This window comes from Streptomyces sp. NPDC040405 (assembly GCF_055595765.1).
On record NZ_JBVIVI010000001.1, the window covers coordinates 121,363 to 146,856 of the forward strand.

At 71.4% G+C, this 25,494-nt stretch carries 26 protein-coding genes; 9 read left to right on the forward strand and 17 right to left on the reverse strand.

All coding sequences use genetic code 11. The features are described 5' to 3' along the window. Window positions 1-3: 3 nt before the first annotated feature. A complete protein-coding gene (locus ACZ59A_RS00585) occupies window positions 4-993 on the reverse strand; it encodes a hydroxyacid dehydrogenase (RefSeq protein ID WP_470951700.1) in 990 nt (329 codons plus the stop codon). Window positions 994-1,102: 109 nt separating this feature from the next. Here ACZ59A_RS00585 and ACZ59A_RS00590 point away from each other — a divergent pair, with 109 nt between their 5' ends. Further along, window positions 1,103-1,990, forward strand: a complete 888-nt coding sequence (locus ACZ59A_RS00590; protein WP_470951703.1) for a LysR substrate-binding domain-containing protein — start codon at window positions 1,103-1,105, stop codon at window positions 1,988-1,990. On the opposite strand, the gene ACZ59A_RS00595 is transcribed toward ACZ59A_RS00590, so the two are convergent. Genes ACZ59A_RS00595 through ACZ59A_RS00615 form a run of 5 tightly spaced genes read right to left on the reverse strand, consistent with a single transcriptional unit; the run spans window position 1,980 to window position 5,915 of the window. Beyond that, a complete protein-coding gene (locus tag ACZ59A_RS00595) occupies window positions 1,980-2,540 on the reverse strand; it encodes a cysteine hydrolase family protein (protein WP_470951706.1) in 561 nt (186 codons plus the stop codon). The genes ACZ59A_RS00590 and ACZ59A_RS00595 overlap by 11 nt on opposite strands. Window positions 2,541-2,566: 26 nt before the next feature. Further along, complete coding sequence (locus ACZ59A_RS00600; RefSeq protein WP_470951709.1) at window positions 2,567-3,973, reverse strand: MFS transporter; 1,407 nt, start codon at window positions 3,971-3,973, stop codon at window positions 2,567-2,569. Then, window positions 3,970-4,419, reverse strand: coding sequence for a MarR family winged helix-turn-helix transcriptional regulator (locus ACZ59A_RS00605; RefSeq protein ID WP_468041976.1), 450 nt, complete (start codon window positions 4,417-4,419; stop codon window positions 3,970-3,972). Before ACZ59A_RS00605 ends, ACZ59A_RS00600 begins: the two co-directional genes overlap by 4 nt. A 60-nt stretch (window positions 4,420-4,479) precedes the next feature. Then, window positions 4,480-5,523 carry a threonine aldolase family protein gene (locus ACZ59A_RS00610; protein ID WP_470951712.1) on the reverse strand — a complete coding sequence of 348 codons (1,044 nt, stop codon included), beginning with the start codon at window positions 5,521-5,523 and terminating at the stop codon, window positions 4,480-4,482. Further along, window positions 5,520-5,915 carry an ectoine synthase gene (locus tag ACZ59A_RS00615; RefSeq protein ID WP_470951714.1) on the reverse strand — a complete coding sequence of 132 codons (396 nt, stop codon included), beginning with the start codon at window positions 5,913-5,915 and terminating at the stop codon, window positions 5,520-5,522. The genes ACZ59A_RS00610 and ACZ59A_RS00615 overlap by 4 nt, the downstream gene beginning before the upstream one ends. Before the next feature lie 94 nt (window positions 5,916-6,009). Between ACZ59A_RS00615 and ACZ59A_RS00620 the strand changes: the two genes are divergently transcribed. After that, window positions 6,010-6,987, forward strand: a complete 978-nt coding sequence (locus ACZ59A_RS00620) for a GlxA family transcriptional regulator (protein ID WP_470951718.1) — start codon at window positions 6,010-6,012, stop codon at window positions 6,985-6,987. On the opposite strand, the gene ACZ59A_RS00625 is transcribed toward ACZ59A_RS00620, so the two are convergent. Then, window positions 6,946-8,184 carry a Bcr/CflA family multidrug efflux MFS transporter gene (locus ACZ59A_RS00625; protein WP_470951721.1) on the reverse strand — a complete coding sequence of 413 codons (1,239 nt, stop codon included), beginning with the start codon at window positions 8,182-8,184 and terminating at the stop codon, window positions 6,946-6,948. The two genes, ACZ59A_RS00620 and ACZ59A_RS00625, sit on opposite strands and share 42 nt — an antisense overlap. A 76-nt stretch (window positions 8,185-8,260) precedes the next feature. Here ACZ59A_RS00625 and ACZ59A_RS00630 point away from each other — a divergent pair, with 76 nt between their 5' ends. Next, window positions 8,261-8,773: a MarR family winged helix-turn-helix transcriptional regulator gene (locus ACZ59A_RS00630; RefSeq protein ID WP_470951724.1), complete on the forward strand. Its 513-nt coding sequence runs from the start codon at window positions 8,261-8,263 to the stop codon at window positions 8,771-8,773. Window positions 8,774-8,792: 19 nt separating this feature from the next. On the opposite strand, the gene ACZ59A_RS00635 is transcribed toward ACZ59A_RS00630, so the two are convergent. Together ACZ59A_RS00635 and ACZ59A_RS00640 are read right to left on the reverse strand one after the other, a co-directional pair. Next, window positions 8,793-9,044 (reverse strand): DUF397 domain-containing protein, encoded by a 252-nt coding sequence (locus tag ACZ59A_RS00635; protein WP_470951726.1) that lies wholly within the window; start codon window positions 9,042-9,044, stop codon window positions 8,793-8,795. Next, window positions 9,041-9,853 (reverse strand): helix-turn-helix domain-containing protein, encoded by an 813-nt coding sequence (locus ACZ59A_RS00640; protein WP_470951729.1) that lies wholly within the window; start codon window positions 9,851-9,853, stop codon window positions 9,041-9,043. Before ACZ59A_RS00640 ends, ACZ59A_RS00635 begins: the two co-directional genes overlap by 4 nt. A 174-nt stretch (window positions 9,854-10,027) precedes the next feature. On the opposite strand from ACZ59A_RS00640, the gene ACZ59A_RS00645 reads away from it, so the two are divergent. Both ACZ59A_RS00645 and ACZ59A_RS00650 read left to right on the forward strand, forming a co-directional pair. Beyond that, on the forward strand, window positions 10,028-10,507 hold the full coding sequence (locus ACZ59A_RS00645; RefSeq protein ID WP_470954536.1) for an ATP-binding protein: 480 nt from the start codon (window positions 10,028-10,030) through the stop codon (window positions 10,505-10,507). Continuing rightward, on the forward strand, window positions 10,482-10,841 hold the full coding sequence (locus ACZ59A_RS00650; protein ID WP_470951730.1) for an effector-associated constant component EACC1: 360 nt from the start codon (window positions 10,482-10,484) through the stop codon (window positions 10,839-10,841). Before ACZ59A_RS00645 ends, ACZ59A_RS00650 begins: the two co-directional genes overlap by 26 nt. 39 nt (window positions 10,842-10,880) lie before the next feature. Here ACZ59A_RS00650 and ACZ59A_RS00655 read toward each other — a convergent pair whose 3' ends face one another. The 5 genes from ACZ59A_RS00655 to ACZ59A_RS00675 form a co-directional block, all read right to left on the reverse strand. Beyond that, the gene (locus ACZ59A_RS00655; RefSeq protein ID WP_470951733.1) at window positions 10,881-12,911 is read right to left on the reverse strand and encodes a hypothetical protein; all 2,031 of its coding nucleotides are present in this window, start codon (window positions 12,909-12,911) and stop codon (window positions 10,881-10,883) included. 39 nt (window positions 12,912-12,950) lie between these two features. After that, window positions 12,951-14,192, reverse strand: coding sequence for an ATP-grasp domain-containing protein (locus ACZ59A_RS00660; protein WP_468041957.1), 1,242 nt, complete (start codon window positions 14,190-14,192; stop codon window positions 12,951-12,953). A gap of 863 nt (window positions 14,193-15,055) precedes the next feature. Then, window positions 15,056-15,973, reverse strand: coding sequence for an AraC family transcriptional regulator (locus ACZ59A_RS00665; protein ID WP_470951736.1), 918 nt, complete (start codon window positions 15,971-15,973; stop codon window positions 15,056-15,058). Between the two features lie 70 nt (window positions 15,974-16,043). Continuing rightward, entirely contained in the window at window positions 16,044-16,952 is a 909-nt protein-coding gene (locus ACZ59A_RS00670; RefSeq protein WP_470951739.1) for a zinc-binding dehydrogenase, read from the reverse strand. 462 nt (window positions 16,953-17,414) lie between these two features. Further along, complete coding sequence (locus ACZ59A_RS00675; protein WP_470951742.1) at window positions 17,415-18,503, reverse strand: alcohol dehydrogenase catalytic domain-containing protein; 1,089 nt, start codon at window positions 18,501-18,503, stop codon at window positions 17,415-17,417. A gap of 92 nt (window positions 18,504-18,595) precedes the next feature. Here ACZ59A_RS00675 and ACZ59A_RS00680 point away from each other — a divergent pair, with 92 nt between their 5' ends. Further along, window positions 18,596-19,492 carry a LysR family transcriptional regulator gene (locus tag ACZ59A_RS00680; RefSeq protein WP_470951745.1) on the forward strand — a complete coding sequence of 299 codons (897 nt, stop codon included), beginning with the start codon at window positions 18,596-18,598 and terminating at the stop codon, window positions 19,490-19,492. A gap of 22 nt (window positions 19,493-19,514) precedes the next feature. Here ACZ59A_RS00680 and ACZ59A_RS00685 read toward each other — a convergent pair whose 3' ends face one another. Continuing rightward, on the reverse strand, window positions 19,515-20,060 hold the full coding sequence (locus ACZ59A_RS00685; RefSeq protein ID WP_470951747.1) for a TetR/AcrR family transcriptional regulator: 546 nt from the start codon (window positions 20,058-20,060) through the stop codon (window positions 19,515-19,517). A gap of 91 nt (window positions 20,061-20,151) precedes the next feature. Between ACZ59A_RS00685 and ACZ59A_RS00690 the strand changes: the two genes are divergently transcribed. Next, a complete protein-coding gene (locus ACZ59A_RS00690) occupies window positions 20,152-21,171 on the forward strand; it encodes an NADP-dependent oxidoreductase (protein WP_470951750.1) in 1,020 nt (339 codons plus the stop codon). A gap of 84 nt (window positions 21,172-21,255) precedes the next feature. Here ACZ59A_RS00690 and ACZ59A_RS00695 read toward each other — a convergent pair whose 3' ends face one another. After that, window positions 21,256-22,071 (reverse strand): class I SAM-dependent methyltransferase, encoded by an 816-nt coding sequence (locus ACZ59A_RS00695; RefSeq protein ID WP_470954539.1) that lies wholly within the window; start codon window positions 22,069-22,071, stop codon window positions 21,256-21,258. Window positions 22,072-22,103: 32 nt separating this feature from the next. After that, entirely contained in the window at window positions 22,104-22,694 is a 591-nt protein-coding gene (locus ACZ59A_RS00700; protein WP_470951753.1) for a TetR/AcrR family transcriptional regulator, read from the reverse strand. Between the two features lie 105 nt (window positions 22,695-22,799). Here ACZ59A_RS00700 and ACZ59A_RS00705 point away from each other — a divergent pair, with 105 nt between their 5' ends. Together ACZ59A_RS00705 and ACZ59A_RS00710 are read left to right on the forward strand one after the other, a co-directional pair. Next, complete coding sequence (locus ACZ59A_RS00705; protein WP_470951756.1) at window positions 22,800-23,738, forward strand: DMT family transporter; 939 nt, start codon at window positions 22,800-22,802, stop codon at window positions 23,736-23,738. 518 nt (window positions 23,739-24,256) lie between these two features. After that, window positions 24,257-25,480 (forward strand): TerD family protein, encoded by a 1,224-nt coding sequence (locus ACZ59A_RS00710; protein WP_470954542.1) that lies wholly within the window; start codon window positions 24,257-24,259, stop codon window positions 25,478-25,480. The last annotated feature ends 14 nt before the right edge of the window (window positions 25,481-25,494 follow it).

Consider the following 25,494-nt stretch of genomic DNA (forward strand, 5'->3'; position numbering starts at 1 on the left):
ATCTCAGGCAGCGGTCGGCCACGCGGCCGGATGCACGAAGCTGGGCCCGCGCACGCCCTTGTCGAGCCAGTCGGCGACATCGGCGAGCACATATCCGGCGAGCGCCAAGTGCCCCTCCGCCGTGTCCCCGGCGATGTGCGGGGACAGCAGCAGGTCCGGGCAGCTCAGCGCGGCGGCGTCGAGCACGGGCGGCTCGGGGTCGAAGACGTCCAGCGCGGCGAGCAGCCTGCCCGCCACCACCTGCTCCAGCAGCGCGCCCTGGTCGATGGCCGGGCCGCGCGAGGAGTTGACGACGATGGTGCGGTCGGGCATCCGCTCGATGTGCGCGCGGCTCACCAGCCCGCGCGTCTCCGGCAGATCGGGCACATGGAGCGAGACGAACGGGCAGGTGAGCACGGCGTCCAGCCCGGCGGTACGGACGCCCAGCGCCGCGGCCCGCTCCTCGCTCAGGTACGGGTCGTACACCACCACGTCACACCCGAACGGCCTGAGCAGCGTGATCAGGGCGCGCGCGGTGGAGCTGGCGCCGAGGATGCCCACCGGGCGGCCGGCGAGTTCGCCGCCCCGGAACCCCGTCTGCTTCCAGCCGCCCCCGCGCACGGCGGCGTCGAACCGGGGCAGCCGCCGGGCCAGAGTGAGCATCGCGGCAAGGCAGTACTCGCCCACCGACCAGGCGATCCGGCCCCCGGCGGAGAACACCGCGACGCCCTGGGCGAGGACCGAGGGGTCGATGAGCTTCTTCACCGACCCGGCCGCGTGGGCGACCGCCTTGGGCCCGCGCCCCTCGGCCCAGATCGACGGGTCCAGATGCGGGGTGCCCCAGCTGGTCAGCAGGACGTCGCAGTCGGCGGCGAGCGCGGCGACCTCCTCGGCGGTGAGCCGGTCCCCGGCCCAGGTCGTCGTCTCGTAACGGGTCTCGATCATGCGCCGGGCGTCGGGACCGCAGACGTCGGCGGCGCGCTGGGGGGTCATGGCGACAGCGAGTGTGGACAACCTGGCTCCTCGGACGGAATGTGCCCTGCGCTGGTTGGTTGTCCTGACGGTAGGACGTGCTGTTATGCGCGTCCAAGCCCGATTTCGCATTGCGCGATACCTTGACGGCATGGACCTTTCGCTGCAACAGCTGCGCGGCTTCGTCGCCGTAGCGGAGGAACAGCACTTCGGCCGGGCCGCCCAGCGGCTCAATATGACCCAGCCGCCGCTGACCCGGCAGATCCAGGCGCTGGAACGGTCCCTCGACGTCGCCCTCTTCGAGCGCACCGGCCGTGGCGCCCGCATCACCGCCGCCGGGCAGGTGCTCCTCGAACACTGCCGACGGGTCCTGGCCCTGCTGGACGCCGCCCCCGTCGCCACCCGCCACGCCGCCGAGGGCCACACCGGGACCCTGCGCCTCGGCTTCACCGCGATCGGGGCGTACGCGATCCTCGCCGACGTCCTCGACCTGGTGAAACGCCGCATCCCCCATGTCGCCGTCGAGCTGTCGGAGATGGTCAGCCCGGAGCAGTTCACCGCGCTCGGCGACCTGCGGATCGACCTGGGGCTCGTCCGGCCGCCGATCCCCGAGGGGTACGCGTCGGTCCTGGTGCACTCGGAGGATCTGGTGCTCGCGGTCCCCGCCGACCACGCGGTGGCCGAGGGCACCGCGCCCGTGCTCCTGGCGGAGGTGACCAACAACTACATCGGCTACAGCCCCGAGGGCTCGCGCTATCTGCACGACATCTGCGCCGCCATGATCGGCGTGGACCGCTATGCCGTCAGCCAGCTGACCTCCCAGGTGCCGACCATGCTCGCGCTCGTCCGGGCGGGCCTGGGCTGCGCGCTGGTGCCGCGCTCGATCATGACCATGGGCGTGCACGGCGTCCGCTACCGCGAACTGGCCGCCGCCGACGCCCACTCCGTCACCCTGCACGCCTGCTGGAGCCCCGACAGCCCCAACCCGGCCCTGCACCGCCTGACCGACGCCCTCACCCGCGAGTCCATCAAGCCGTGACGGCCGTGGCCCACTCCTCCACGGTGGTCACGGTGGCCTGGCGCGGGAACACCTTCTCGGTGAGCACCCGGTGGACCTCCTCGTCGGTGTCGGCGCAGCCGTCGGCCAGCACGGTGAGCCGGTAGTCGAGGTCGGCGGCCTGGCGCAGCGTGGACAGGACGACGCCGCTGGTGGCGATGCCGGTCAGGACGAGATCGGTGATGCCCTGGGCCCGCAGCACCATCTCCAGATCGCTGCCCGCGAAGGCGCTGACCCGCTTCTTGGTGATCACGGTCTCGTCGGGGCGCGGCTCGATGTCGGGGTGTATGGCGGCGGCCGGGTCGGCGGGGGTGAACGCGCCGGACGCCCCCAGCGCGCCGAAGGCCATGTTGCGGCTCGACACCTCCGGGTGCCCGGTGCGGAAGCCGACCACGACGTGCAGGACGGGGATTCCGGCGCCACGGGCGGCGTCGACCGCGCGGGCCAGGCGCGGCAGGTAGCCGGGGGCGGCGATGCGGCCCACGATGCCGTTCTGGATATCCATCGCGAGCAGTGCGGTGTTGTTCGACACGGTTGAGCCTTTCAGCGCGGGGAGTTTCAGCGTGGAGAGGGAGAGTCGGCCCCGATGCGGCCCAGCGAACGGTCCGCGACCGTGATCGCCAGGAACAGCCCGGCGACGGCGAGCATGAACCAGGCCAGGCCGTGCAGCCCGACGGTGTCGGCGCGGGCGCCGAAGAAGACGCCGTTGGCGCCTGAGGCAACCATCGCGCCGAGGTAGAGGAAGGTACGGAGCAGCCCCGCCGAGGAGCCCATCCGCTCGGGGTCGGCCTGGTGGTAGACCGCGTTCTGGAGGGCCAGGTTGTTCAGCCCCTGCGGTACGCCGCAGACGAGCGCGACGGCGATCAGCATCCACACCGGGCTGTGCGTCCCGAGCGTGAGCAGCAGGAGGCAGACGGCGAGCTGCCCGACCGCGCCGACGAGGAGCTTGCCGCGCACCTCGGCGCGGCGGCCGGTGGCGGTGGACACCGCGATGGCGGCCAGGAACAGCGGCAGTTGTGCGAGTCCGGCCTGCGACGCCGAGAGCCCGCGCCCCTCCTGGAGCCACTGGGTGTACCCGTACAGCATGGCGTACGACACGATGGCGACGAGGAGCATACGGGCGTACGTGAGCAGCAGCGGAACGTTGCCGCCGAGCACCCGCAGGTCGATGAACGGCTCGGCCACCCGCAGTTCGCGCGCCGCGAACCCGCCCGCCGCCGCCACCATGAGCACCGGCAGATACCAGCGGTCGGCGCCCGGCTCCATCAGGAACAGCAGCAGCGAGACGAGCATCGCGGCGAACAGCGCCATGCCGACGAGGTCCAGCCCGGCCGCCCCCGCGCGCTCGCGGCGCGCGTGGGCCTTAGGCAGCCGGCGGGCGCCGAGGATCAGCCCGGCCACGGCGAGCGGCAGGTTGACGGCGAACGTCGTACGCCAGCCGCCGAGGCCGATCAGCAGCCCGCCGAGCGACGGGCCGATGACGGCGACGGTCTGGTTGGCCACGGCGAGCGCGGTCAGCACCCCTGCCGGGCTCGCCGTGCCCGTGCGCCGGGCCTCGCTGCGGATGAGATACATCGAGGCCGGATAGCCCGCGCAGGTCCCGAACCCGAGCACCACCCGCGCGATGATCAGCGTGGCCAGGTTCGGGGCCAGCACGCCGATGAGCCCCGAGAGACCCGTCAGCGCCGAACCGGCGAGGAAGAGGCGGCGCGGCCCGAAGATGTCGATGAGCCGCCCCACGACCGGCTGGCCTATCGCGGTGGCCAGGTAGAGCGCCGAGACCAGCCACGCCGTCTGCGCGGGCGGGGCGCCGAAGGCCGCGCCGATCGGCACCAACGACACGGAGACGATGGAGGAGTTGACCGGGTTGAGGATCGACCCCAGCATCATCGGCGCGAGCAGCCGCCGGTCGAAGCCGTCGCGCGCCTGGGGCTTGGTGACGCGTCGTATGAGCCGTGTGATCATGCGTTGCTGAGCCGGTCCAGCAGGGCCAGCGCCTCGATGACGGTCTGCCGTTCGTCCTCGGTGAAGCCGGACTCCAGGGACCGGGCCAACCACTCCTCGCCCGCCCGCCGGTTGTCCTCCAGAAACGCCTGCCCGCTCGCGCTCACCGAGATCAACTGCCGCCGCCGGTCGTCCGGGTCGGGCCGCCGCTGGATCAGCCCGCGCTCGTCGAGCGCGCCGAGGGTGAGCGCCATGGACTGCGGCTTGACGCGCTCGGCGGCGGCGAGGCCGCTGGCCGAGGACGGTCCGTCCTTGCTGAGCCTGCTGAGCACGGACGTCTGCGTGGGGGTGAGCCCTTCCACGTCGTACGTCTCCCTGAGCCGCCGCCGCAGGCGGCCGACGACGACGCGGATCTCGTGCGCGGCCCGCACCGAGGACGCGGACATGCCGTGGGGGGTCTCTGCCATGTCCCCCACCGTAATTTCTTCAGTCCAGCCTGTCCAGTCTGAACTGAACAGGCTGACCTGTCATTCGCCCATCTCCTGGGCGATGGCGGCGGCGAAGGCGTCCACGTCGGCCTCGGTGGTGTCGAACGAGCACATCCAGCGGACCTCGCCGGTGCGCTCGTCCCAGACGAGGAAGCGGAACCGCGTCCGCAGCCGCTCGGTGACCTCGCGGGGCAGTACGGCGAAGACGGCGTTCACCTGGACCGGCCGTACGATCTCGACGCCGGGCACCCGGGCGGCGGCCGTGGCCAGCCGGGCCGCCATCGCGTTGGCGTGCCGGGCGTTGCGCAGCCACAGGTCGCCCTCCAGCAGCGCGACGAGCTGCGCCGACACGTACCGCATCTTGGACGCCAGCTGGAGCGCGGTCTTGCGCAGGTACGTCACGCCGCGCACCGCGTCCGGGTTGAGCACCACGATCGCCTCGCCGAGCATCAGGCCGTTCTTGGTGCCGCCGAACGACAGCACGTCCACCCCGGCGTCGGTGGTGAAGGCGCGCGGCGGCAGGCCGAGCGCGGCGGCCGCGTTGGCCAGCCGGGCGCCGTCCATGTGCAGCAGCATGCCGCGTTCGCGCGCCGCCGCCCCGATCGCCGCGATCTCGCCGGGCGTGTACAGGGTGCCCAGCTCGGTGCTCTGGGTGACGGAGACGACCGTGGGCTGGGCGTGGTGCTGCACGCCGAAGCCCCACGCGTACCGGTCGAGCAGCTCCGGTGTCAGCTTGCCGTCCGGGGTGGGCACCGGGAGCAGCTTCAGCCCGGCCACCTTCTCGGGCGCGCCGCCCTCGTCCCGGTTGATGTGCGCGGACTCCGGGCAGACCACCGCGCTCCACCGGTCACACATGGCCTGGAGCCCGACCACGTTGGCTCCGCTGCCGTTGAAGACCGGATGGGCCTCGGCGCGCTCGCCGAAATGGCCCTTGATCAGCTCGCCCAGCCGGGCCGTGTGGACGTCCGCGCCGTAGGCGGGCTGGTGCCCCTCGTTGGCGGCGGCCAGCGCCGCCATGACGTCCGGGTGCACGGAGGCGGTGTTGTCGCTGGCGAAACCGCGCAGCGGCTCGCCGTCGCTCACTGGTCCCCCTCGGCCAGAAGGGGGAAGGCGCCGTTCTCGTCGTGGACCTCGCGGCCGGTGAGGGGCGGGTTGAACACGCAGATCGCGCGGAACCGGGTGTGGGCGCGCAGGGTGTGATGCTCGTGCCCGTCGAGCAGGTACATCACGCCGGGATCGAGGCGGTACTCCTCGCCGGTCTCGTCGTCGACCACCTCACCCCGGCCCTCGATGACGTACACGGCCTCGATGTGGTGGGCGTACCACAGCTTCATCTCGGTGCCCGCGTACAGCACGGTGTCGTTCAGGGAGAAACCGGCCTTGTCCTTGGCGAGCACCAGGCGGCGGCTGGTCCAGGCGGGCCCCCGCACCTCGCTCTCGGTGCCGATGATCTCTTCCAGCGAGCGGACGATCATGAGTGCGTTTCCTTTCTACGGACACCACGAGCCTGACCGTCCGCACGGCATCCCGGACAGTGGCATGAACGCCCGCTACCGCTAAGATCTGGCCATGCCTCCCGCGTCCTCCGTCCGCCGCCACACCGTCTCAGTGCTGGCCTTCGACGGTATGGCCCCGTTCGAGCTGGGCTCGGTGGTCGAGGTTTTCGGACAGCGCCGGGCCGAGACCGAGGTCCCTTGGTACGACCTGCGGGTCTGCTCGTGGGAGCGGCAGCCGATGCGGGCGGTCGGGGGCTTCACGATGACCACCGAGAACGGCTTGGACGTCTTCGCGCGGGCCGACACCGTGATGGTCGTCGCGGTACCGGACGTACGCGGCGAGGTGCCGCCGGAGCTGGTGGCCGCGCTGCGGGAGGCGCACCAGCGCGGCGCCCGGGTCGTGTCGATCTGCTCCGGCGCGTTCGCGCTGGCCGCCGCCGGGCTGCTGGACGGCCGCGAGGCCACGACCCACTGGGGTCACGCGGAGCTGCTGCGGCGGCGCTATCCGCGGATCCGGGTGAACCCCGACGTGCTGTACGTGGACGAGGGCGACATCCTCACCGGCGCGGGCAACGCCGCCGGGCTCGACCTGTGCCTGCATCTGGTGCGCAAGGACCACGGCGCCCGGGTCGCGAACGCGGTGGCCCGGCACCTGGTCGTACCGCCGCACCGGGAGGGCGGTCAGGCCCAGTTCGTGGCGGCCGCCGTGAGCGAGCCGACGGCCGACGACGGCGTGGCCCGCGCGATGGCCTGGGCACTGGACCACCTGATCGAGCCGATCACCGTGGCCGACCTGGCCCGCCGGGCCCACCTCGCGCCTCGCACCTTCATCCGGCACTTCAACCGGCAGACCGGCACCAGCCCGCTCCGCTGGGTCATCACCCAGCGGATCAGGGCCAGCCTGCCGCTGCTGGAGCACGGCACGATGTCGATCGAGGAGATCGGCGCGGCAGTCGGCATGGACAGCCCGGTGACCTTCCGGCACCACTTCACCCGCGCCATGAAGACCTCACCCTCGGCCTACCGGCGCACCTTCCGCACCACCGCCTGAGCGGGGCCACAGGTGCACCGCGACGGCCGCCGCCGCGCAGACGGCGATGGCCAGCGCCATCGGCAGCGCCGCCCCGTTCCCGCCGAGCCCCGCCAGCGGCGCGGCGACCCCGCCCAGCGCGAACTGGAGCAGCCCCAGCAGCGCGGACGCCGTCCCGGCCGCCTCGGGGTAGCCGGACATCGACAGCGCCGTGGAGTTCGGCATGATCAGCCCGATGCTGGCCACCAGCGCGAACAGCGAGACGAGCACGGCGGCCACGCCGAGGTCGGCCAGTACGGACACCAGCAGCGCCCCGCCACCGACCGCGCACAGCGTGATCCCGGCCCGGAGCAGGGCGTACGGCGTACGGCTCCGCAGCAGCCGGGCGTTGCCCTGACCGAGCAGCGCGATGCCGAGCGCGTTGGACGCGAACACGATGCTGAACTGCTGCGGGTCCAGCCCGTACGTCTTCTGCAGCACGAAGGACGACGCCGAGATGTACGAGAACATCGCGGCGAACGCGAACCCGCCCGCCAGCGCGGGCCGTACGAAGTCGGGATCGCGCACCAGGGAGCCGAAGCTGCGGACCGTCTGCCCGAGCCCGCCCGCGTGCCGCCGCTCCGACGGCAGGGTCTCCCCCACGACGAACACGGTGGCCGCGAGCAGAAGCGCCCCCGCGAGGGCGAGGACGAGGAAGATCCCGCGCCAGGACGTGAACCGCAGCAGCTGACCGCCGACGACCGGCGCGAGGATCGGCGCCAGGCCGTTGACCAGCATCAGCAGCGAGAAGAAGCGGGCGGCGGCGGTCCCCTCGTAGAGGTCGCGCACGATGGCCCGGCTGATCACGATTCCGGCCGCGCCCGCCAGCCCCTGCACCAGCCGCAGCCCGGTCAGCACGGTGACGTTCGGCGCGAGCGCGCACAGCACGGATGCCGCCAGGTACCCGGCGAGGCCGACCAGGAGGGGCACCCTCCGCCCCCACCGGTCGCTGAGCGGCCCGGCTATCAGCTGCCCCACGGCGAGGCCGATCAGGCAGCTGGTCAGGGTCAGCTGAACGCCCGCGTCGGGTACGTCGAACTCCCGCGCCAGAGCGGGCAGCGCGGGCAGATACATGTCCAGCGACAGCGGCCCGAACGCCGAGAGCGCGCCCAGGACGACGAGCAGCCGCAGCGCGCGGCGGGGTGGGGCGGCCTGTACGGGAGCGGTGGCGGTGTCCATGAGCAGCAGCGTACCGATATCACTGACAGCTCAGCAATTGAGCAGTCAGTGACTTACGCGGCACTAGACTGCCCTCATGGGCATGGGGACCGACTCGGAGAAGCGCACGGCCGCGCAGGCGGCCAGCGGACCACTGGTCCACGAGTTCGGCCTGCTGCTGAAGGCGGCGACCCACCTTGAGCGGCGCATCAACGCCGCCATGCGGGCGGAGACCGGGATCGGCCACGTCATGTTCGAGGTGCTGCTGCGGCTGTGCCGGGACCCGGAGGAACACGTCTCCCAGCGCACCCTGGCCGAGGACGTCATCCTGACCAGCGGCGGGGTCACGCGGCTGGTCGACCGCATGGAGGAAGCGGGTCTCGTACGCCGCGTACCGTCCCCCGACGACCGCCGGGTCACGCTGGTCGAGGCGACGGCGGAGGGCGAGCGGACGTTCGTGCACGCGGTGGACGTCCACGCCCGCATCGTGGAGCGCTACTACGTCGCCCCCGTGGCGCCGGGCGACCGCCGTCGCTTGGCGGCGTCTCTGGAACGGATCGCGGTGGCGTTGCGGGACGACGAAGGCCCAGCCTGCCGCCCGGAGGGCTGAACAGGCTGGACCGCTGGGTTCAGTTGTTCGCGGCGAACCCCACGAACGCGTCCCACGCGGCGGCCGGGACCGTGAGGACTGGCCCCTCGGTGACCTTGCTGTCACGGACGTGGATGACGTTCGGGCATGCGGCGACCTCGACGCAGTTGCCGCCCCCGCTGCCGCTGTAGCTGCTCTTATGCCAGTCCATGGCGACCTCGACGCACTGGCCGCCCTCGCTGTCGCTGTAGCTGCTCTTGAACCAATTCAACTCGGTTATGCCCCTCTTCATAGCTCTCCCAGCACCTTCTCGATAAGGCTCAGCGACTCCCGTGGACTGAGAGCCTGGGCCCGGATAATCCCATACCGAGCTGCGATGACGCGGACTTCTTCCCGGTCGGTGAGCAGGATGCTGTGTCCCTGAGTTTCAAGGTACGCGATCTGCGCACCCCCCTTGGGGACCATCAAGCTCAAGCGTCCAGCGACCCCGGCATGATCCTCCCGGTCCGTTGGCATGACCTGGAGTTCCACATTGCGCTTCTCCCCGAGGAGGAGCAGATGTTCCAACTGTCCGCGCAGAACGTGCTTCCCGCCATAGGGGCGCCGCAGAATGGCCTCCTCCATGACGAAGCCCATGATCGGTGCGGGCTTGACGGTGAAGATGGCCTGGCGCTCCAGCCGCGCAACGACCCGCTGCTCGATCAGCTCCTCGTCCAGCAGGGGGCGACGCATGCCCAGGACGGCTCGCGCGTAGTCCTTCGTCTGCAACAGCCCCATGAACACCTGATTTTCGAACGAATACAGCTCAGCCGCTTCCTGTTCGATCTCCGCCGCGTCTTGGAAGAACGCCGGGTAGCGGGCCAGCGCGGCCTGCTCCTTCTGCGCCTTGAGGAGGCCCCCGGCACCCAGCACCTCATCGGCCTTGTCGATCAGGTCCGGCTTGGGGATGCGGCGCCCGCACTCCACCGACGCGATCTGATCCGCGCTGTACCCGATGCGTTGCCCCAGTTCCGCCTGCGTGAGCCCGGCCCTCTCACGCAACAGCTTCAGCTGCCTGCCGAAACTCCTCGTGAACGCTGACGACTCGTCCTTAACCGCCATGGGTCACCACCCCTGCCTCCGCGCCCCGCGTATCCGTCAGACACTGTCCGTACAAGCGCGCTTACTGGTCAGGCTAGGCACACGGCCACCACCCTCATTGCCATGACGACCGAAAATCCCCCCACACGGGGTACGGCCCAGGGCCAGATCCCCTCCGTACCCGGCGAGTTCGCCATGCGCTTCACCTCGACTCCACGCGGTGCGCGGCTCGCGCGGCGGCTCGTATCGCACCGGCTGGCCGCCTGGGGGTACCCGTACGATTCCAGCCCCAACGAGATCACGACGCTGATCGCCAGCGAGCTGTGCGCCAATGCGGTGCGTCACGGACGCGTCCCCGGGCGGGACTTCCACGTACGCCTGACCGCGCCGCTCGACGCGTCCGGCCCGATCCGTATCGAGGTCTCCGACACCCGCACCGAGCGGCAACCCGCGCTCAAGACGGCGCTGCCGGAGGCCGAGACGGGACGCGGACTGTTCCTCGTATCGCAGTTCGCGGAGCGGTGGGCGGTTGGGCCACGGCCCAACGGTGGGCCGGGGAAGACCGTTTGGGCTGAGATCGCAACAAAATACGGGGCGCCCGGCCCTATGGTGAACGACCATGGAACAGCGGATGCAAGCCGCCCTGCGTGTGAGGATCAGCGCCGAGGCGGATGATGGGGATCTCGCGATCCACGACCTGTACCGGTGGCTGCGGCAGGACACGGACGTGCGCGCGCATGCCGATCTGAACATGCTCCCGCACCCCGGCCACGGGAAGCTGGAGATCATCGACCTGGTGGTCAGCCAGGGGCTCGGCGCGCTGAACCTCGGCCTGTCGTACGCCGCCTGGCGCGCCGCGCGCCCCACCGCGCCCGCCGTCGTCATCAGCGCCAATGGCCGGTCGATAACGGTGCGCGGGGAGTGCGACGCGGAGACGGTGCGCCGGTTCGTGGAGGCGATGGAGTCCGCCTCCGCCCCGGCGGCGGAAGCGGACGGGCTCAGCCCCTGACGGCGCGAGGGTGCGGCGTTTCACCCACGAGCCGGTTGCTCACAGGGTCGTGGGGCCTTCGAGGGCTTGCAGCGTGCCCGCGGGGAGCCGGTCGTCGCCCCAGCTGCGCTCGATGTAGCCGATGATCCCCGCGATGTCTTCGGCGGGCACCCGCTCCGGTTCGCCGCGCTCCAGCGGGTCGGCGTGGAAGATGTAGAGCCGCGAGGCGAACTGGTCGAACGGCAGTGATGCCTCGCCGAACCGCTCGCCGTTGCCCGCGGTGGAGACGACGACGCCGTCGCCCCAGTCCTGGCCGCTGTCGTTGTTCGGGTTGAAGAAGTACACCCGCATGACGTCCTGCGGGTCCGGCGCGGCCCGCAGGATCGTGATCGCGTGCCAGCCGATGTAGCGGGCCGCGCTGTCGGTGACGGCGACACCGGCGGGCTGCGGATGTATCAGCGGCTGCTCGCCGTTGTAGGAGGGGTGGTAGGTGGCGTGGAACTGCCGCAGGAAATCGTCGAGGTCGACCAGGTTTCCGGTCGCGACGTCGACGTTGATGTGGAATCCACGCCCCGCCCACCAGCCGTGGAACTCGGGGTTGACCCACCGGTGCGGATCGCCCGGCCGCGCGGCACAGCGCCGCCCCATCTCGGCGTAGATCCGGTCCAGGTGGGGCACCACGAGCAGCGACACGGGGTCCAGGTCCATCGGCAGCGTGCTGGCGACGCCGGTCGCGCTGTCCTTCGACGAGATCGGCTGCCCCTCGAAGTGCATGATGACCTCGTCGTCGCGGGCCGCCCAGACCACCATCTGCAGCAGGTAGTCCGGGTCGTTGTAGGACCACATCGACAGCGCGCGGGCCGACTGGCAGGTGGGGTTGTCGCCCTGACCGACGCCGAGCGGCTGGCCCAGCATCGAGAGCACCCCGGCGACCAGCCGCGCCCGCGGCCCCGGCGCCTCGCCGAAAACCGTCGTCAACCGCTCCCGGGCGACCGGGGAGAGCTCAAGCGCCAGCTGGCGCCAGAGCGCGGGCACCACCGGCGCCTCGTAGAGGATGCCGCGGTCGAGCAGCAGCGCCAGCCCGTAGACGCTCTGCGCGGTCTGCGGGTGCACGGCCACCTCGATCAGCCGGTGCACCAGCTCGCTGTAGCGCAGCAGGCAGTTGCGGCCGGTGTCGGACAGCCCGAGCGCCTCGCCGATGAGGTAGTCGCTCTCGTTCAGCAGGAACCGGAGCAGTTCTGCGTGGTACGGCGACACCAGGCCGGTGTCGTGCATCGCCCGCGCGAACCCCGCCGCCTCGTACTGCAGGCCGCCGGTGTCCATTGCCTCCAGCCGGGAGCGGAAGACGTCGATGCCCGGGTCCTCGCGGCACGCCTCGGTGGTCCCGTAGAGGCTCGTGATGAGCCGGTCGATGCCCAGCCCCGACGACACGCCGAGCGCGACGTCCGGATCGTCGAGGTAGGTCGCCACCCGGGTGATCAGGGACTGCACCGCCTCGACCTGGATCGGGCGCTGGCGCAGGATCCGCCAGATCTCGTCGACCAGGTTGTCCAGGACGCTGTCGTAACCGATCCCGTCGGCGAGGTGGCGGAACAGGTCCCGGATGAGCTGTGCGGTCCGGCCCTGCTGGACGCGCTCCGCCTCGCTGGGCGCGGTGAACAGCAGCTCCAGGTTCATGGCCAGGATCTGGGACAGGAACTGGCGGGCGTCCTCGGCGGGCAGCGTCGGGTGCGCGAATTCGCCGCGGGCGACAGCGAGCATCCGCAGCTCGCTGGTCGCCTCCATGACGACGGTGTCCGCGTCTCCGCTGTGCAGGCCCGGCCTGACCAGCGCCGGGATGAGGATCTCCGGTGTCGCCCAGTCCGTCCCCTGGAAAAGCCCGGCTTCCTCAAGGGCCTGCGCCCTGGCCTGGACCGCCGCGGCGCCGCCCGGCTGCATGAGCACCCGCCGCAATGCTTCCAGAACCCGCCGCAGCTTCGTGTGCTTGCCGAAGTCGCGGGTCTCGGCCATGGCCTGGATGGCGTCGTCGAGTGAGGTCACGCGCTTGTCCAGCGTCGTGGCCTCACTGCTGACGTCGACGGTCGGTTTCAAAGGGTTTCCTCGGGTAGGTCTCCTGCGTCCACGGGGTCGTCAGACGTAGAAGTCGAGCTCTTCCTGCTTCTTCAACAGGTCGCGCATCCGGTAGGGGTCCTCACCGAAGAAGTACACCAGGCCCCAGTGGGTGCCGAACGCGGTCCTCTTGGTGACAGTCTCCTCAAGCGGCGTCGAGAGGTCGTGCGACTCGTAGTAGTCGTCGTCCTCGGTCTCCTCCGGGATCTGCAGGTCGCTGACCACACGGCGGCGCGGGTAGACACCGAAGCAGCCGGCGACCCCGGAGGCATCGACCACCTCACGCGGGAAGAAGGCGTCGATCTCCTCCTCGGTCGTCTTCGGATCGAAGGCCAGGACCAGCCCATGGTAGGCGTTGAACCCGTATGCCCGTTCCAGCAGCTCGAACACCTTGAAGCCCGGCGGCCGATAGGCTACCTCGCCGAAATACATCTCGCCGTCGCTTGTGACGAAATACTCTGGGTGCACGAAGCCGAACTCGATGTCGAACGTCTTGATGAGCTTCTCGATCTGCGCCGTGATCTGCGGGCGGTACCGCTCCAGCTCCGGGGTCGCCGGTACGAACACCGAATAACCCAGGGTGACGTATTCGGAGATGTTGAGGAATTTGATCTTCCCGTTGTGCACCCACGCCTCGACCGCGAACTCCCAGCCGTCGAGGTGGGATTCCATGAGAACCGGGAACTCCTCGTCCGGAATCGTGTCGACCTCGTCCGGAGTGCGGATGACGCGGTGCCCGAGGCATCCCGCCTTGTCGAACGCCTTGAGATGGATCGGGTCGTTCGGGTCACCGTCCAGTTTGAGCAGGGTCTGGTTGACGCGCTTGAGGAAGCGGATCACGTCGTCCCGGTCGTGGGCTTCCTCGAATATTCCGACCCGGATGCCGCCGAGTTGCGCACGCCGCTTCATCAGCGCCTTGTCCCGCAGCAGCATGGCCTGACCGTACAGCCGCGGGTTGTCCAGCAGAACGGAGTTGATCGCCCCTGCCCATTCGACCGTTTCCTCGAACAGCGGGATCGCGACGTCGACACCCTCGTCCCGAAGAGTCTCGGCGATCTCCAGGGAGCGGTCGTTGAGCCGCTCGAAATTCCACGGCAGGTAGGGGATGTCGTGGTCGATGCAGTATTCCTCGGCCCACTCCGGCGCCACGACGACATATCGCCGGTCGAACCGATCGAGGGCTTCCACCGCATTGAGGCTCCAGCCGAGAAGAGCCACATAGCCTTTGTCCGGATTCCTGGTGGTCGGTTCGACTTGCGGCATAGACATTTTCTCCTTTGGCGCGGTGTGCGCATCGACGGCGTAGCAAGCGCCTACCCGGCGATCTGCCCCGCAAGCGCCTCACTCCGGCGCGCAAGGTTTTGTGGCGAATCCGGCGCTGTCAGGTATCCCGGCAGTTCGGCAGCGGGCTTCGCCTCCTGTCCAGGAGCGCGGAAAACCCGCACCCACGCCCGGCCCGGCCGGGCGCCATGCCGGAGCGGACCGGCAGGCTCCGCCGGTTGGCGGGCAGCCGGACCGTAGCCCTGGGCGTCGGCCCCGGGGAACAACGGAACAGTCGCTGGCGCTCGGGGATGACCTTGCCGTACGCGGACCTCCCGCCCGAGGCTGTTGGACGGCAAGGCGTGGGAGAAGCCCAGCTTCGAGGTGCAGCCCAACGGGCGGCTGAAAGCGGTACGGGGACCACTAGGTGCCCTTGCTGGGCCTGCGCGAGCAGTGGAGCCAGCACGCCGACGGACCCGTTCTGAGCCTGGCGGGCCAGGTGCGACGGGGCCACCATCGCCGTCCGGCCGGGAGATCCGCCGTCCCCGCTGCCGGAGCCCGTCGCTGACCTCATGCGGGCCTGCATCCGCTCTTGCCGGCACCTGCCCTACGCCAGCAGCAGAAGCTCACAGTGGCTCTTCCCCGGCCGCCAGCCTGGACAGCCGATGAACTCGGTCAGCCGATGAACCCGGTCAGCCTCCAAGTCCACCTGCGGAAGATCGGCGTCCCGCCGCAGCGCGGCAGGACCTCGGCGATCCGCCAACTTGCCCTCCAGGCCCCGGCGACCACACACGGTGACGTCAAGACCGGCCTCACCGAGGAATACGCGACACCTCAACATGCGAACCCACCAGTCCGAGGCCGGATCACTTGCGAAGTAGAGAACGGTACTCGCCCGGGGCCGTGCCTCGGGCACGTCTGAAGGCACGGCTGAAAGCGTGTGGAGAGCCGTATCCGACCGCGCCGGAGATCGACTCGACCGGCTCATCGGTATCGCGGAGCCGGACGGACGCCAGGTCGATGCGCCACTGCGTCACGTACGCGCCCGGCGTCTGTCCGAGGGCGGACCGGAAACGCCTGGACAGCGTCGCCCGGGAGACGCTCGTCGCGGCGGCCAGCGTCTCCGTGGTCCACGGGTGTTCCGGTTGGGCGTGGACACATGCCAGAGCGTCGCGCACGACCGGATCACGCATCGCTCCCAGCCATGAGCCGGACTGCTCCTGCGGGTGGCGGGCCAGCCAGGCGCGTACGAACTGGACGAGCAGAAGGTCGACGATGCTGTTGATGGCGGCGGTGGTGCCGATCTGCGGCTGTGCGAGCTCAGCAGTGAGAAGGTCGACGGTCCTTCTGAGCTGCGCGTTCTGGCGGGCTGTGACGTGCATCGGCCCGGCGAGGGAGGTAAGCACCGGTGTGCGCACCTCCGGGTCCTGCTCGTAGTGCAGGACGATCACTTCCGTCTGCACCGGCGCCGAGCCCAGCCGCATGGCCCGGCCATCGCCAAAAGCCCGGGCCGCCGCATCACGGTCGCAGGAACCCATCGTCACCCCGGCGTCGCCGGCTATCCCGTGTGCGGTGCCCGGCGGCACCAGGACGGCGTCTCCGGCCCGCATCTGAAGAGGTTTCTCGCCCGTGACATGGAGCCACACGGTGCCGCGGGACACCACGTGCAGTGCCGCTCCTGGATAGGAGTCCAGCCACAGGCCCCAGGTTCCTCCGGCCTTCAGCACGACCCCGAGCGCCCCACGCGCACCCGAAACACGCAAGACCTCCGCCAGCACATCCATGGGTCCATTCTCGTCCACCGCCGCGAACCGCCCACCGGCGGGCGAGGCGCATGTGTCCTCGTCCACAGCTTCAGGCCACGTCAAGAACGACCTTTCCGCGCACCTTCCGCGCGAACAGCGCCTGGACGGCGTCGCCCACGTCCTGCCAGTCGCCTCGCAGTCCGACCGGTGCCGAGAGCCTCCCGGCGGCCATGAGGCCCAGCAGGTCCGTCAGTTCCCCGCTGGTCGGCGTCATGTCGCCGTAGGTGGCGATGCCGCGGGGCTCACCGAAGCCGAACAAGGCCCCTGACGGGAACGTGGTGTCCTGCCCCGAGGAGTAACCGACCAGGTGGAGGGTGCCGCCCTCGGCGAGGGAACTCCACGCCTGGGCCACCAGCGGCCCGCCGACCGTGTCCAGGACGAGGTCGAACCGGTCCCCGGTCTCGGCCAGGTCGGTCAGGACCCTGTCGGCGCCGAGTTCACGGAGCCCGGCGGCCCGCTCCGGCGAACCGACGAGCGCCGTCACCCGGGCGCCCGCCAGCGCCGCCAGCTGGACGGCGAAGTGCCCCACGCCCCCGCTGGCGCCGGTGACCAGCACATTGCGCGCCAGCAGGGAACGCTTGCGCAGCACCCGGAATGCGGTGACTCCGGCGATCCCCAGCGCGGCGGCGTCGGCCAGGTCCACGCCCTCGGGGACGGTGCCGAGCGAGGCGGGGCTGACTGCCGCCCGCTCCGCCCACGCGTGGGGAGCCATTCCCACTGCGACGCGCGTACCTTCGGGCGGCCCCGAGCCGTCGGATGCGGCGCGCACCACGACGCCGGCCGCGTCGTGACCGTGCACAGCGCCGGCTGGCCACTGGTGCACGTAATTCAGCTCTCCGAAGTTGAGACCGATGTGTCGTATCTCCACCAACGCCTCGCCGGTGGACGGTACGGGCTCATCGACATCGGCGAACCGGATGGGTCCGGCGTCACTGTGATCGACCACAAGGGCGCGCATAGGGGGTGTACTTCCTTCTCTCGTGAATGTGCCTGAACACTCGGCGGCAACAGATCTAGTGCGCGAATGCCGCACTGCCGCCTTCTTGGAACCCTTACGCAGGACCGGGACAGCGGCCAGACCCGTGAGGATCAATCAGTTGACGATCTGTGTCAGTGCGACTCGCGGCACGTCGAGCCCTGCACCCGTCCGGTGGATGACGCTGTGACGGGCACAGACATGTCCGGCAATGTGATGATCTTGAAACGTCAGGAGCATCGGGGTGGAGATGCCGCTCCGCGCGAGCAGCCGCGCGTTCTGCGAGCGCCTGATCGTCGATGAGGAATCTGGAGCCGATACACCTCCGGCGACCACACACGGTGACACCAGGTACGGCCTCAACGAGGAATACGCGACACCTCAACATGCGAGCCCGCCAGTCCCGGGGCCGGGCATAAGGGCGTCACCTCACGGCGTTTCCACTCAGCCGGCGGGCGGGGTGAGGACGGTGCGGTCGAACGGCCCGCCGTGCGCGGCGGCGTACTCGACGGCCTCGTTGACGGCGGCGAGCGGGAAGGTCCGGACCCGTTCGGGGCCGAGAGCGAGCGCGCCCGACGCGAGGAGCCGGATCATGCCGACGTTCGCGGAGCGCGGGTACATCCACTGCCCGCGCACGGTGACGGAGTTGCGCATGATCCACGGGTAGGGAAGCGCGAGGTCCGCACCGCCGAGCATGCCGACGCCGCCCATGAGGACGACGCGGCCGTACTCGCGGACGGTCATGGCCGCCGCGCGCGCCACCGAGCTGGGCGCGGCGGGCGGGAGCAGGTCGAGCACCATGTCGATCGGGCCCCCGGCCGCGGCGGACATCGCCGCGCGGTCGGCGGCCTCGTCGCCGGTCAGTTCGACGGGCCGCACGCGCGGGCCGAACCGGTCGGCGAGCAGGCCGAGCGCGGCGTGGTCGCGGCCCGGCGCGACCACCCGGCCCGCGCCCATGGCCAGTGCGGTGGCGACGGCGGCGCTGCCGAGGTTTCCGGTGGCCCCGCTGACGAGCAGCGTCTCGCCCGCTTCGAGTCGGCCCGCGAGCAGTCCGCCGTAGGGAATGACGTACGCGTTGAGCGAGGACCAGCGCGCCACGTCGTGCCCCGCTTCCGCGGGCAGGGGGTGGACGTTCTCCGTCGGAAGCCGCATGAGTTCGGCGAAGGACCCGTCGTGCAGGTGCCGGGCGAGCCTGGCGCCGCCGTCGCCGCGGGAGCTCCAGCCCAGGAGCGTGATGTCGGGGGTCAGCGCGTCGTCGCGGGCACGGACCGTGCTGTCGCACCACACCAGGTCGCCGACGCGCAGCCGGGTGGCGTCGGGGCCGACGCGGACGACCCGCCCCACGCCGCCGGGGCCGGGAACCACGGGGGGTACGAGCGGGTAGTTCCGCTTGCCGCTGAAGACCTCATCGGCGTACGGCGGGACGTTCGTCGCCAGGACCTCGACCACCACCTCGCCGCCGCCCGCCTCGGGATCGGGTATCTCCCGCACCGTGAGCGGGGCACCGAACTCCGTCAGAACCGCTGCCTGCATCTGCCGACCTCCTTGATCTTTCTCTCTGAGGCTAGGAGCGCGGAGGGCATGCGCCAAGCGATGATCTGGCATCCGTGGTATGCGTAGGACGCATGGACTTCTCCAGTACGGCTCTACGGGTTCTACGGCAGGTCGCCGAGTCGGGGAGCTTCACCGCGGCGGCCTCCCGGCTCGGCTACACGCAGTCGGCGGTCTCACGTCAGGCGGCGGCCCTTGAACGGAGCGCGGGCGCCGTGCTGTTCGAGCGCCGCCCGGACGGGGTGCGGCTCACGTCCGACGGACTGAGCCTGCTGCGGCACGCACGTACGATCCTGGACTCCGTCGCGGCGGCCGAACGCGACCTCACCGGCTCCGCCCCGCGGAGCGAACTGGTGCGGGTCGGGGCGTTCATGACCGCCGGGGCGGTGCTCCTGCCCGCCGCGCTCACGCGGCTCGCGGCGGCCAGCCCGCAGGTCACGGTCACCACGCGCGAGGGCACCACGCCCGCCCTGATCCGGGCCCTGCGGGCGGGCTCGATCGACCTCGCCGTACTGACCTCCCGCCCGCCGCACCGGCCCGCGGACGGCGAGTCGCCCCGGCTGCACCTGGACACGGTCGAGGACACGGAGCTGCTGGTGGGGGTGGCGGCGGCGGGCGCGTTCGCGGGGCGTACCTCCGTACCCGTGGACGAACTCGTCGACGCCCCCTGGATCGCCGCCCCGTCCTCCTCGCGGCTGGAACCGCTGCTCGGCGTCTGGCCCGGCCTGCCCGGACGGCCGCGCGTCGTCCACACCGCACGCGACTGGCTGACGAAACTGCAGCTGGTCGCGGGCGGTTTCGGGGTGACGACCGTCCCCTCCCGCATGGCGGCGGTGCTGCCGCCCGGCGTGCGGCTGCTGCACGTCGAGGGCGTGCCGCCCGAGGTCCGCCGCGTGCTCGTGGCGCGGCTGCCCGGCAGCCCCACGCCGGGCATCGCGGCCGTAACCCAAGCCCTGGCCGCGCCCGCCTGACCTATCGCCGCTCCCCCGATCGTCAGAGTTTGAGAATCGCGCTCACGATGACATCGAAGAGGTGATCGGCGCGCGGCATGAGCGAGGGTTGGTCGCCGAGCCACGCGAGCGACCCGCCCAGCGCGAACAGGTCGGCGCCGTCGATGTCGGTGCGCGCCGTGCCCTCGGCCTGGGCGCGGACGAGGAGCCGCGTGCCGGACGCTTTCATCGCGACGCACGAGGCGTGCAGCGCGGACTCCTCGTCCTCGATGGCGGCCACCATCGACGCCACGACGCCGCGGTAGTCCCGGGCGCATGCGACGAAGTCGCGCAGCCACGACACCAGCGCCTCATCGGCCGAGCCGGCCGTTTCGGCGGCGTCCGCCTTTGTCTTCAGCTCGTCGAAGCTCGTGCGGAGCAGCGCTTCGAGCAGCGCCTCGCGCGTCGGGAAGTGCCGGAGCAGCGTGGCGAGCCCCACCTCGGCCTTGCGCGCGATGTCGCGCAGCGAGGCGTCCACACCCTGCTCGGTGATGACGGCGCCCGCGACGGCGAGCAGGTGGTCACGGTTCTTCCTGGCGTCGGCCCGCATATGCCCCTCTTGACTATCCGGATCAGTGGTCCACATAATTCGGATCACTGATCCGTTAAGCGTATCCCCCTGATGGGGACAGGAGAAGACGATGCCGACACGCATGATGAAGGCGGTCCGGGTGCATGAGCACGGCGGCCCCGAGGTGCTGCGTTACGACGAGGTGCCGATCCCCGAGCCGGGGCCGGGTGAGGTGCTCGTGCGCGTACACGCGGTCGGCGTCAATCCCCCCGACTGGTACCTGCGCGACGGGCTGACCAACCTGCCTCCGGAGACGAGGCCGAAGTTCGAGCTGCCCGTGATTCCGGGGACGGACGTGTCGGGCGTCGTCGAGGCCGTCGCCGCCGACGTGGACGGTCTCTCCGTCGGCGACGAGGTCTTCGGCATGCTGCGCTTCCCCAGCTTCGACGGCCACGCGTACGCCGAGTACGTGACCGCGCCCGCGTCGCACCTCGCCCACAAGCCGGCCGGCATCGGCCACGTACCCGCCGCCGGGGCGCCCATGGCCTTGCTGACGGCGTGGCAGTTCCTGATCGAGCTGGGCCACGACCACCCGTCCCCCTTCCAGGCGGCACGGCACCGCCCGGTGCCGCTCGACGCCGACACGACGGTCCTCATCAACGGCGCGGCGGGCGGCGTGGGGCACTTCGCGCTGCAACTGGCGAAGTGGAAGGGCGCCCGGGTCATCGCGGTGGCGTCGGGCAAGCACGAACCGTTCCTGCGCGAGCTGGGCGCCGACCAGTTCATCGACTACACCAAGAGCCGCCCCGAGGAGCTCGTACGCGGCGTCGACCTCGTCCTCGACGCCGTCGGCGGCCCCGAGAGCAGCCGCTTCCTGCGCACGCTGCGGCGCGGCGGCGCCCTGTTCCCCGTATTCTTCGGCGAATTCGACGACGAGGAGACCGCGAAGCTGGGCGTCACCGTCACGGGCACCCAGGTCCGCTCGCACGGCCCGCAGCTCGCCGAACTGGCGCGCCTGCTCGACGCGGGCACGGTGCGCGTCGCGATAGACAGCACGTACCCGCTCGCGGAGGCCCAGGCGGCCCACGAACGGGCCGCCCGGGGTCACATCCAGGGCAAGATCGTGCTCACGGTCGCCCAGAGGGTCTGAGGGCGGCACGCCCGCCCACGACATCCCCGCCCCAGCTGAGCCCCGTGTCGGTCAAATCGATCATCCAGGGAACCGGGAGGCGCGCTACCGGCGGACCGCCGAGATCAGTCCGCCGGGCCGCTCCTCGCGCCGTGGCGGGGTGCTGATCGGACGGCCGTAGGCGGCGGCGCGCTCGCGCAGGGTGTGGCTGTCGGCCTCCCAGCCGTGCCCGGCCAGCCAGCCCACCGGGTCGTCGGGCATCTCCGAGACCCACAGGGAAGCCGCCGATCCCGGCGCGGCGTCCGCGCCGAAACGCTCGATCACGCCGCGCGAGCCCAAGGTCAGCCCCATCCGGCTGCCTGCCGCCGACTGCGTACTGATCCGGGCCAGCAGCAGCTCCACCGCGTCCTGGGGCAGATAGATCAGCAGTCCTTCGGCGATCCACGCGGTCGGCACGGCCGGGTCGTGCCCCGCGGCGGCCAGCGCGCCCGGCCAGTCCTCACGCAGATCCGCCGCGACGGTGATCCGCTCACAGCGCGCGACGGCCCGCTCCTGGCGCAGCACCGAAGCCTTGAAGTCCAGTGGCGCGGCGGTGTCGACCTCGAACAGCCGGGTGCCCTCGGGCCAGTCCATCCGGAACGCCCGGCTGTCCATCCCGGCGCCGAGCAGCACGACCTGCCGGACCCCGGACGCGGACGCCTGCCGCAACAGGTCGTCGAGGAACTTCGTCCTGATGACGATGGAGAACGCCACGGCCAGCCGACGGCGTCGCGCGGCCTCGTCGTCGGGCAGCGGCGGCGAGGAGGGCCACAGGCCACCGGCGGTGGCGAATGCCTGTGCCAGTGGGTCGCGGAACAGCGCGTTCTCCCGCTCGGTCTCCAGCGCCCGCACCCTGGCCACCCCCACCGCCGTGGCCCACACTCCCGACGGCCGCACCGGCTCCTGCTCATCAGTCACCGCGCCAGCTTAGGCGCGACCCCGGCCCGCTCCAGGGCCCCTAGCGCCATCCGCCGTGCCGTCCCGACCGGGTCGGGGACGGCCGCCAGGCCGTTCAGCACGGTCGCGCCCTCGTGGAGCAGCAGCAGTTCGTCGGCGAGGGCGTCGGGGTCGGCCGCGCCCGCGTCCTCGGCCAGGCCGCGCAGATAGCCCCGCAGCCACCGCTTCTGGTCGCTGATCGCCTGACGGGCCGGATGCCCGCTCTCCGGCAGCTCGGCGGCGGCGTTGACGAAGCCGCAGCCGCGCGGGTTCTCGCGGCGCATCCAGACGCCGAGGGCGTCGAACGTGGCGAGGACGCGGTGCGGCGGGTCCTGCCGGGGCGACGCGTCGACCTCGGCCGTCAGCCAGGCCCGCCACCGCTCGTCGCGCTCGCGCAGATACGCGGCGACCAGCGCTTCCTTGCTGCCGAAGCGTTCGTAGAGCGTCTTCTTGGTGACTCCGGCGTGCCGGGCGATCAGGTCCACGCCGACGGCGTTGATCCCCTGCCCGTAGAACAGCTCGGCGGCGGCGTCGAGGACGCGGCGAGCGGCGGGGGTGAGCGTATCCATGGGCGTGATCCTCCCGACGTGGCTTGACGGGTATACCGATCTGTTTAGTCTAGTACGTGAGTGACTAAACAGACCGGTATACCCAGTAGCCCGTGGAGGCTCTTCATGCCCGTCAGCGCGATCACGTCCGTCGGCCTCGTCGTGATGTGGAGTTCCGGCTTCATCGGCGCCGACCTCGGCACCCGCGAGGCCCCCGCCGACACCCTGCTGATGTGGCGCTTCATCGCGGCGGCGCTGCTGCTGGGCGGCGGCTGGCTGCTCTTCCGGCGGCGTCGGCTTTCCCTCCGCGCGGTGGCCGAACAGTCCGCCATCGGCGCGCTCTCCCAGGGCGGCTACCTGGGCGGGATCGTGTGGGCGGTCGGGCTCGGCGTACCGTCCGGGACCGCCGCGCTGATCGCCGCGCTGCAGCCCCTGGCCGCGGGCGCCCTGGCCGGGCGGCTGCTCGGCGAGACGGTGAGCGCCCGGCAGTGGGCGGGGCTCGCGATCGGGCTGGGCGGTGTCGCCCTCGTCGTACAGGGCGACCTGTACGGGACGTCGGCCGTGACGCCCTGGGCGTACGGCCTTCCCTTCGCGGCCATGGCCGCCCTGCTGGCGGCCAGCTTCCTGGAACGGCGGGCGCGGGCGCCGCTCGCGCCCGTGGACGCGATACCGCTGCACTGCCTCACCAGCGCCGTGCTCTTCGCCGGGGTCGCCCCCGCGGGTGGCCACGCGACGCCCCCGTCCGGCGGCGGCTTCTGGTTCGCCGTGGGCTGGACCGTCGTGCTCTCCACGGTCGGCGGCTACGGCTTCTACTGGCTCAGCGTGCGCCGCGGCGGCGTCACCCGCACCTCCGCGCTCATCTATCTGACGCCGCCGACGACTTCGGTGTGGGCGTACGCGATGTTCGGCGAGGCACCGGGGGTGCTGGCGGTGGTGGGGATGGCGGTGTGCGTGCTGGGCGTGGCGGCGGCGAATCGCCGTCCCGGGGGCCTCTCCCCCACCCCGCCCCTTCCCGATACCGGGGACACCCCGGCCCCCGCCAGCCCGGCCCGCCCACCCCGGTAGCCACCGCGCGGCCGAGGCCCGGGGCCAACGTCAGGCGGCCGCCTGACGGCACGAGGGGAGCGGGGCCACACCCACCCGACCACCGGGCCGGACCCGCACCAGACCGGAGCCCGGGACCAGCACCAGGCAGCCGCCCGACAGCGCGACGGGAGCGGGGGCACACCCACCCCCACCCGGCGCCAATCCACCGGGCTGCCCCGGGCCGGACGGAGACCCGGGGCCACCGGTCCGGTGGTCGCCGACGATGCGGGAGGGGGCGGGGGTGCAGGGGTGGGGTCCTGGACGCTGCCGTGTATTTGTGGCGCCGTGGACTTCCGGCCCACCCCACGTTCCACGGCAGCGGCGCCGTAAATATACGGTCCAGGGCCCTGCCCCGGAGGCCACGCACCCGCAACCCACCACCCCAGCAACCGCGCACCCACCACGCACCCGCACGGGACACGGCAACCCGCACGGGACACCGCACCAGGTCAAGGAACCGTAAAGCGGGGACGTTCGTTACCCCGGACATGACCGCTATGACTCCCGGCTCGAACCTCCCGCTCACCGTCGCGCGCGTGGCGGTGGACGTCAGCGCGCCCGTGCGGCTCGACGTGTCGGGCCTGCTGCTCACCGCCGACGGCAAGGTGCGCTCCGACGACGACTTCGTGTTCTACAACCAGCCCACCGGCCCCGGCGTGAGCCACCGCTCCGGGGCCGGAGGCGGTGCCGACGCGATCACCGTCGACACCGCCGCCGTTCCCCCCGACATCGACAAGATCGTGGTGACCGCCAGCCTGGACGCCCCCGGTGCGACCTTCGCGGGCACCGAGCCGACCGCGACCGTGCGCGGGGCGGACGACGGCGCCGTGATCGCCACGTTCACGCCGCCGCAGCTGGGCAACGAGACCGCGCTCGTGGTCGTCGAGGTGTACCGGCGCGGCGGCGCCTGGAAGGTGCGCGCGGTCGGGCAGGGCTACGCCAACGGGCTGGCGGGCATCGCGACCGACTTCGGCGTGTCGGTCGAGGAGCCCGCCGCGCCCGCCGCCGCCCCCGCGTCCGCACCGGCCGCCCCGTCCGCCCCGCCCGCGCCCCCGGTCACCCAGGCGCCCCCGCCCACCGGCCCGGCGGCCTCCGTCGCCCCGCCCCCCATGCCCAGTGCGCCGCCCGCCCCTCCCGCCTCCGGGAAGATCAACCTGGACAAGGGCCGGGTGAGCCTCCAGAAGAACCAGACCGTCTCCCTGGTCAAGGGCGGTCGCCCGATGCTCAGCTCGGTGAAGATGGGCCTCGGCTGGGAGCCCGCCTTCCGCGGCGCGAACATCGACCTCGACGCCTCCGTGATCGCCTTCGGCGTGGACCGCAAGAAGATCGACGCGTGCTTCTTCGGCAAGCTGGCGATCCTGAACGGCGCCATCCAGCACTCCGGCGACAACCTCACCGGCGAGGGCGGCGGCGACGACGAGAGCATCACCGTCCACCTGGGCGGCCTCCCCCCGGAGGTCACGGGCCTCGTCTTCACGGTCAACTCCTTCTCCGGCCAGAAGTTCACGGACGTGGCCAAGGCTTACTGCCGCCTGGTCGACGCCCAGACGAACGAGGAGCTGGTCCGGTTCGACATCACGCACGCCGAGCCGCGGACGGGCGTGATGATGGCGAAACTGATCAAGCAGTTCTCGGGCGAGTGGGAGATGACGGCAATGGGCGAGTACGTCGACTCGCGCACGGTCCGGGGAATGGCCAAGCCCGCGGGCAAGGCCCTCTGACCCATCCGGGCCCT

Coding starts and splice junctions, on each gene's coding strand:
- ACZ59A_RS00590 (WP_470951703.1), top strand. CDS start 1,103: ATGGACCTTTCGCTGCAACAGCTGCGCGGCTTCGTCGCCGTAGCGGAG.
- ACZ59A_RS00600 (WP_470951709.1), bottom strand. CDS start 3,973: ATGATCACACGGCTCATACGACGCGTCACCAAGCCCCAGGCGCGCGAC.
- ACZ59A_RS00605 (WP_468041976.1), bottom strand. CDS start 4,419: ATGGCAGAGACCCCCCACGGCATGTCCGCGTCCTCGGTGCGGGCCGCG.
- ACZ59A_RS00615 (WP_470951714.1), bottom strand. CDS start 5,915: ATGATCGTCCGCTCGCTGGAAGAGATCATCGGCACCGAGAGCGAGGTG.
- ACZ59A_RS00620 (WP_470951718.1), top strand. CDS start 6,010: ATGCCTCCCGCGTCCTCCGTCCGCCGCCACACCGTCTCAGTGCTGGCC.
- ACZ59A_RS00625 (WP_470951721.1), bottom strand. CDS start 8,184: ATGGACACCGCCACCGCTCCCGTACAGGCCGCCCCACCCCGCCGCGCG.
- ACZ59A_RS00630 (WP_470951724.1), top strand. CDS start 8,261: ATGGGCATGGGGACCGACTCGGAGAAGCGCACGGCCGCGCAGGCGGCC.
- ACZ59A_RS00635 (WP_470951726.1), bottom strand. CDS start 9,044: ATGAAGAGGGGCATAACCGAGTTGAATTGGTTCAAGAGCAGCTACAGC.
- ACZ59A_RS00640 (WP_470951729.1), bottom strand. CDS start 9,853: ATGGCGGTTAAGGACGAGTCGTCAGCGTTCACGAGGAGTTTCGGCAGG.
- ACZ59A_RS00645 (WP_470954536.1), top strand. CDS start 10,028: ATGCGCTTCACCTCGACTCCACGCGGTGCGCGGCTCGCGCGGCGGCTC.
- ACZ59A_RS00660 (WP_468041957.1), bottom strand. CDS start 14,192: ATGCCGCAAGTCGAACCGACCACCAGGAATCCGGACAAAGGCTATGTG.
- ACZ59A_RS00665 (WP_470951736.1), bottom strand. CDS start 15,973: ATGGATGTGCTGGCGGAGGTCTTGCGTGTTTCGGGTGCGCGTGGGGCG.
- ACZ59A_RS00670 (WP_470951739.1), bottom strand. CDS start 16,952: ATGCGCGCCCTTGTGGTCGATCACAGTGACGCCGGACCCATCCGGTTC.
- ACZ59A_RS00675 (WP_470951742.1), bottom strand. CDS start 18,503: ATGCAGGCAGCGGTTCTGACGGAGTTCGGTGCCCCGCTCACGGTGCGG.
- ACZ59A_RS00680 (WP_470951745.1), top strand. CDS start 18,596: ATGGACTTCTCCAGTACGGCTCTACGGGTTCTACGGCAGGTCGCCGAG.
- ACZ59A_RS00685 (WP_470951747.1), bottom strand. CDS start 20,060: ATGCGGGCCGACGCCAGGAAGAACCGTGACCACCTGCTCGCCGTCGCG.
- ACZ59A_RS00690 (WP_470951750.1), top strand. CDS start 20,152: ATGCCGACACGCATGATGAAGGCGGTCCGGGTGCATGAGCACGGCGGC.
- ACZ59A_RS00700 (WP_470951753.1), bottom strand. CDS start 22,694: ATGGATACGCTCACCCCCGCCGCTCGCCGCGTCCTCGACGCCGCCGCC.
- ACZ59A_RS00705 (WP_470951756.1), top strand. CDS start 22,800: ATGCCCGTCAGCGCGATCACGTCCGTCGGCCTCGTCGTGATGTGGAGT.
- ACZ59A_RS00710 (WP_470954542.1), top strand. CDS start 24,257: ATGACTCCCGGCTCGAACCTCCCGCTCACCGTCGCGCGCGTGGCGGTG.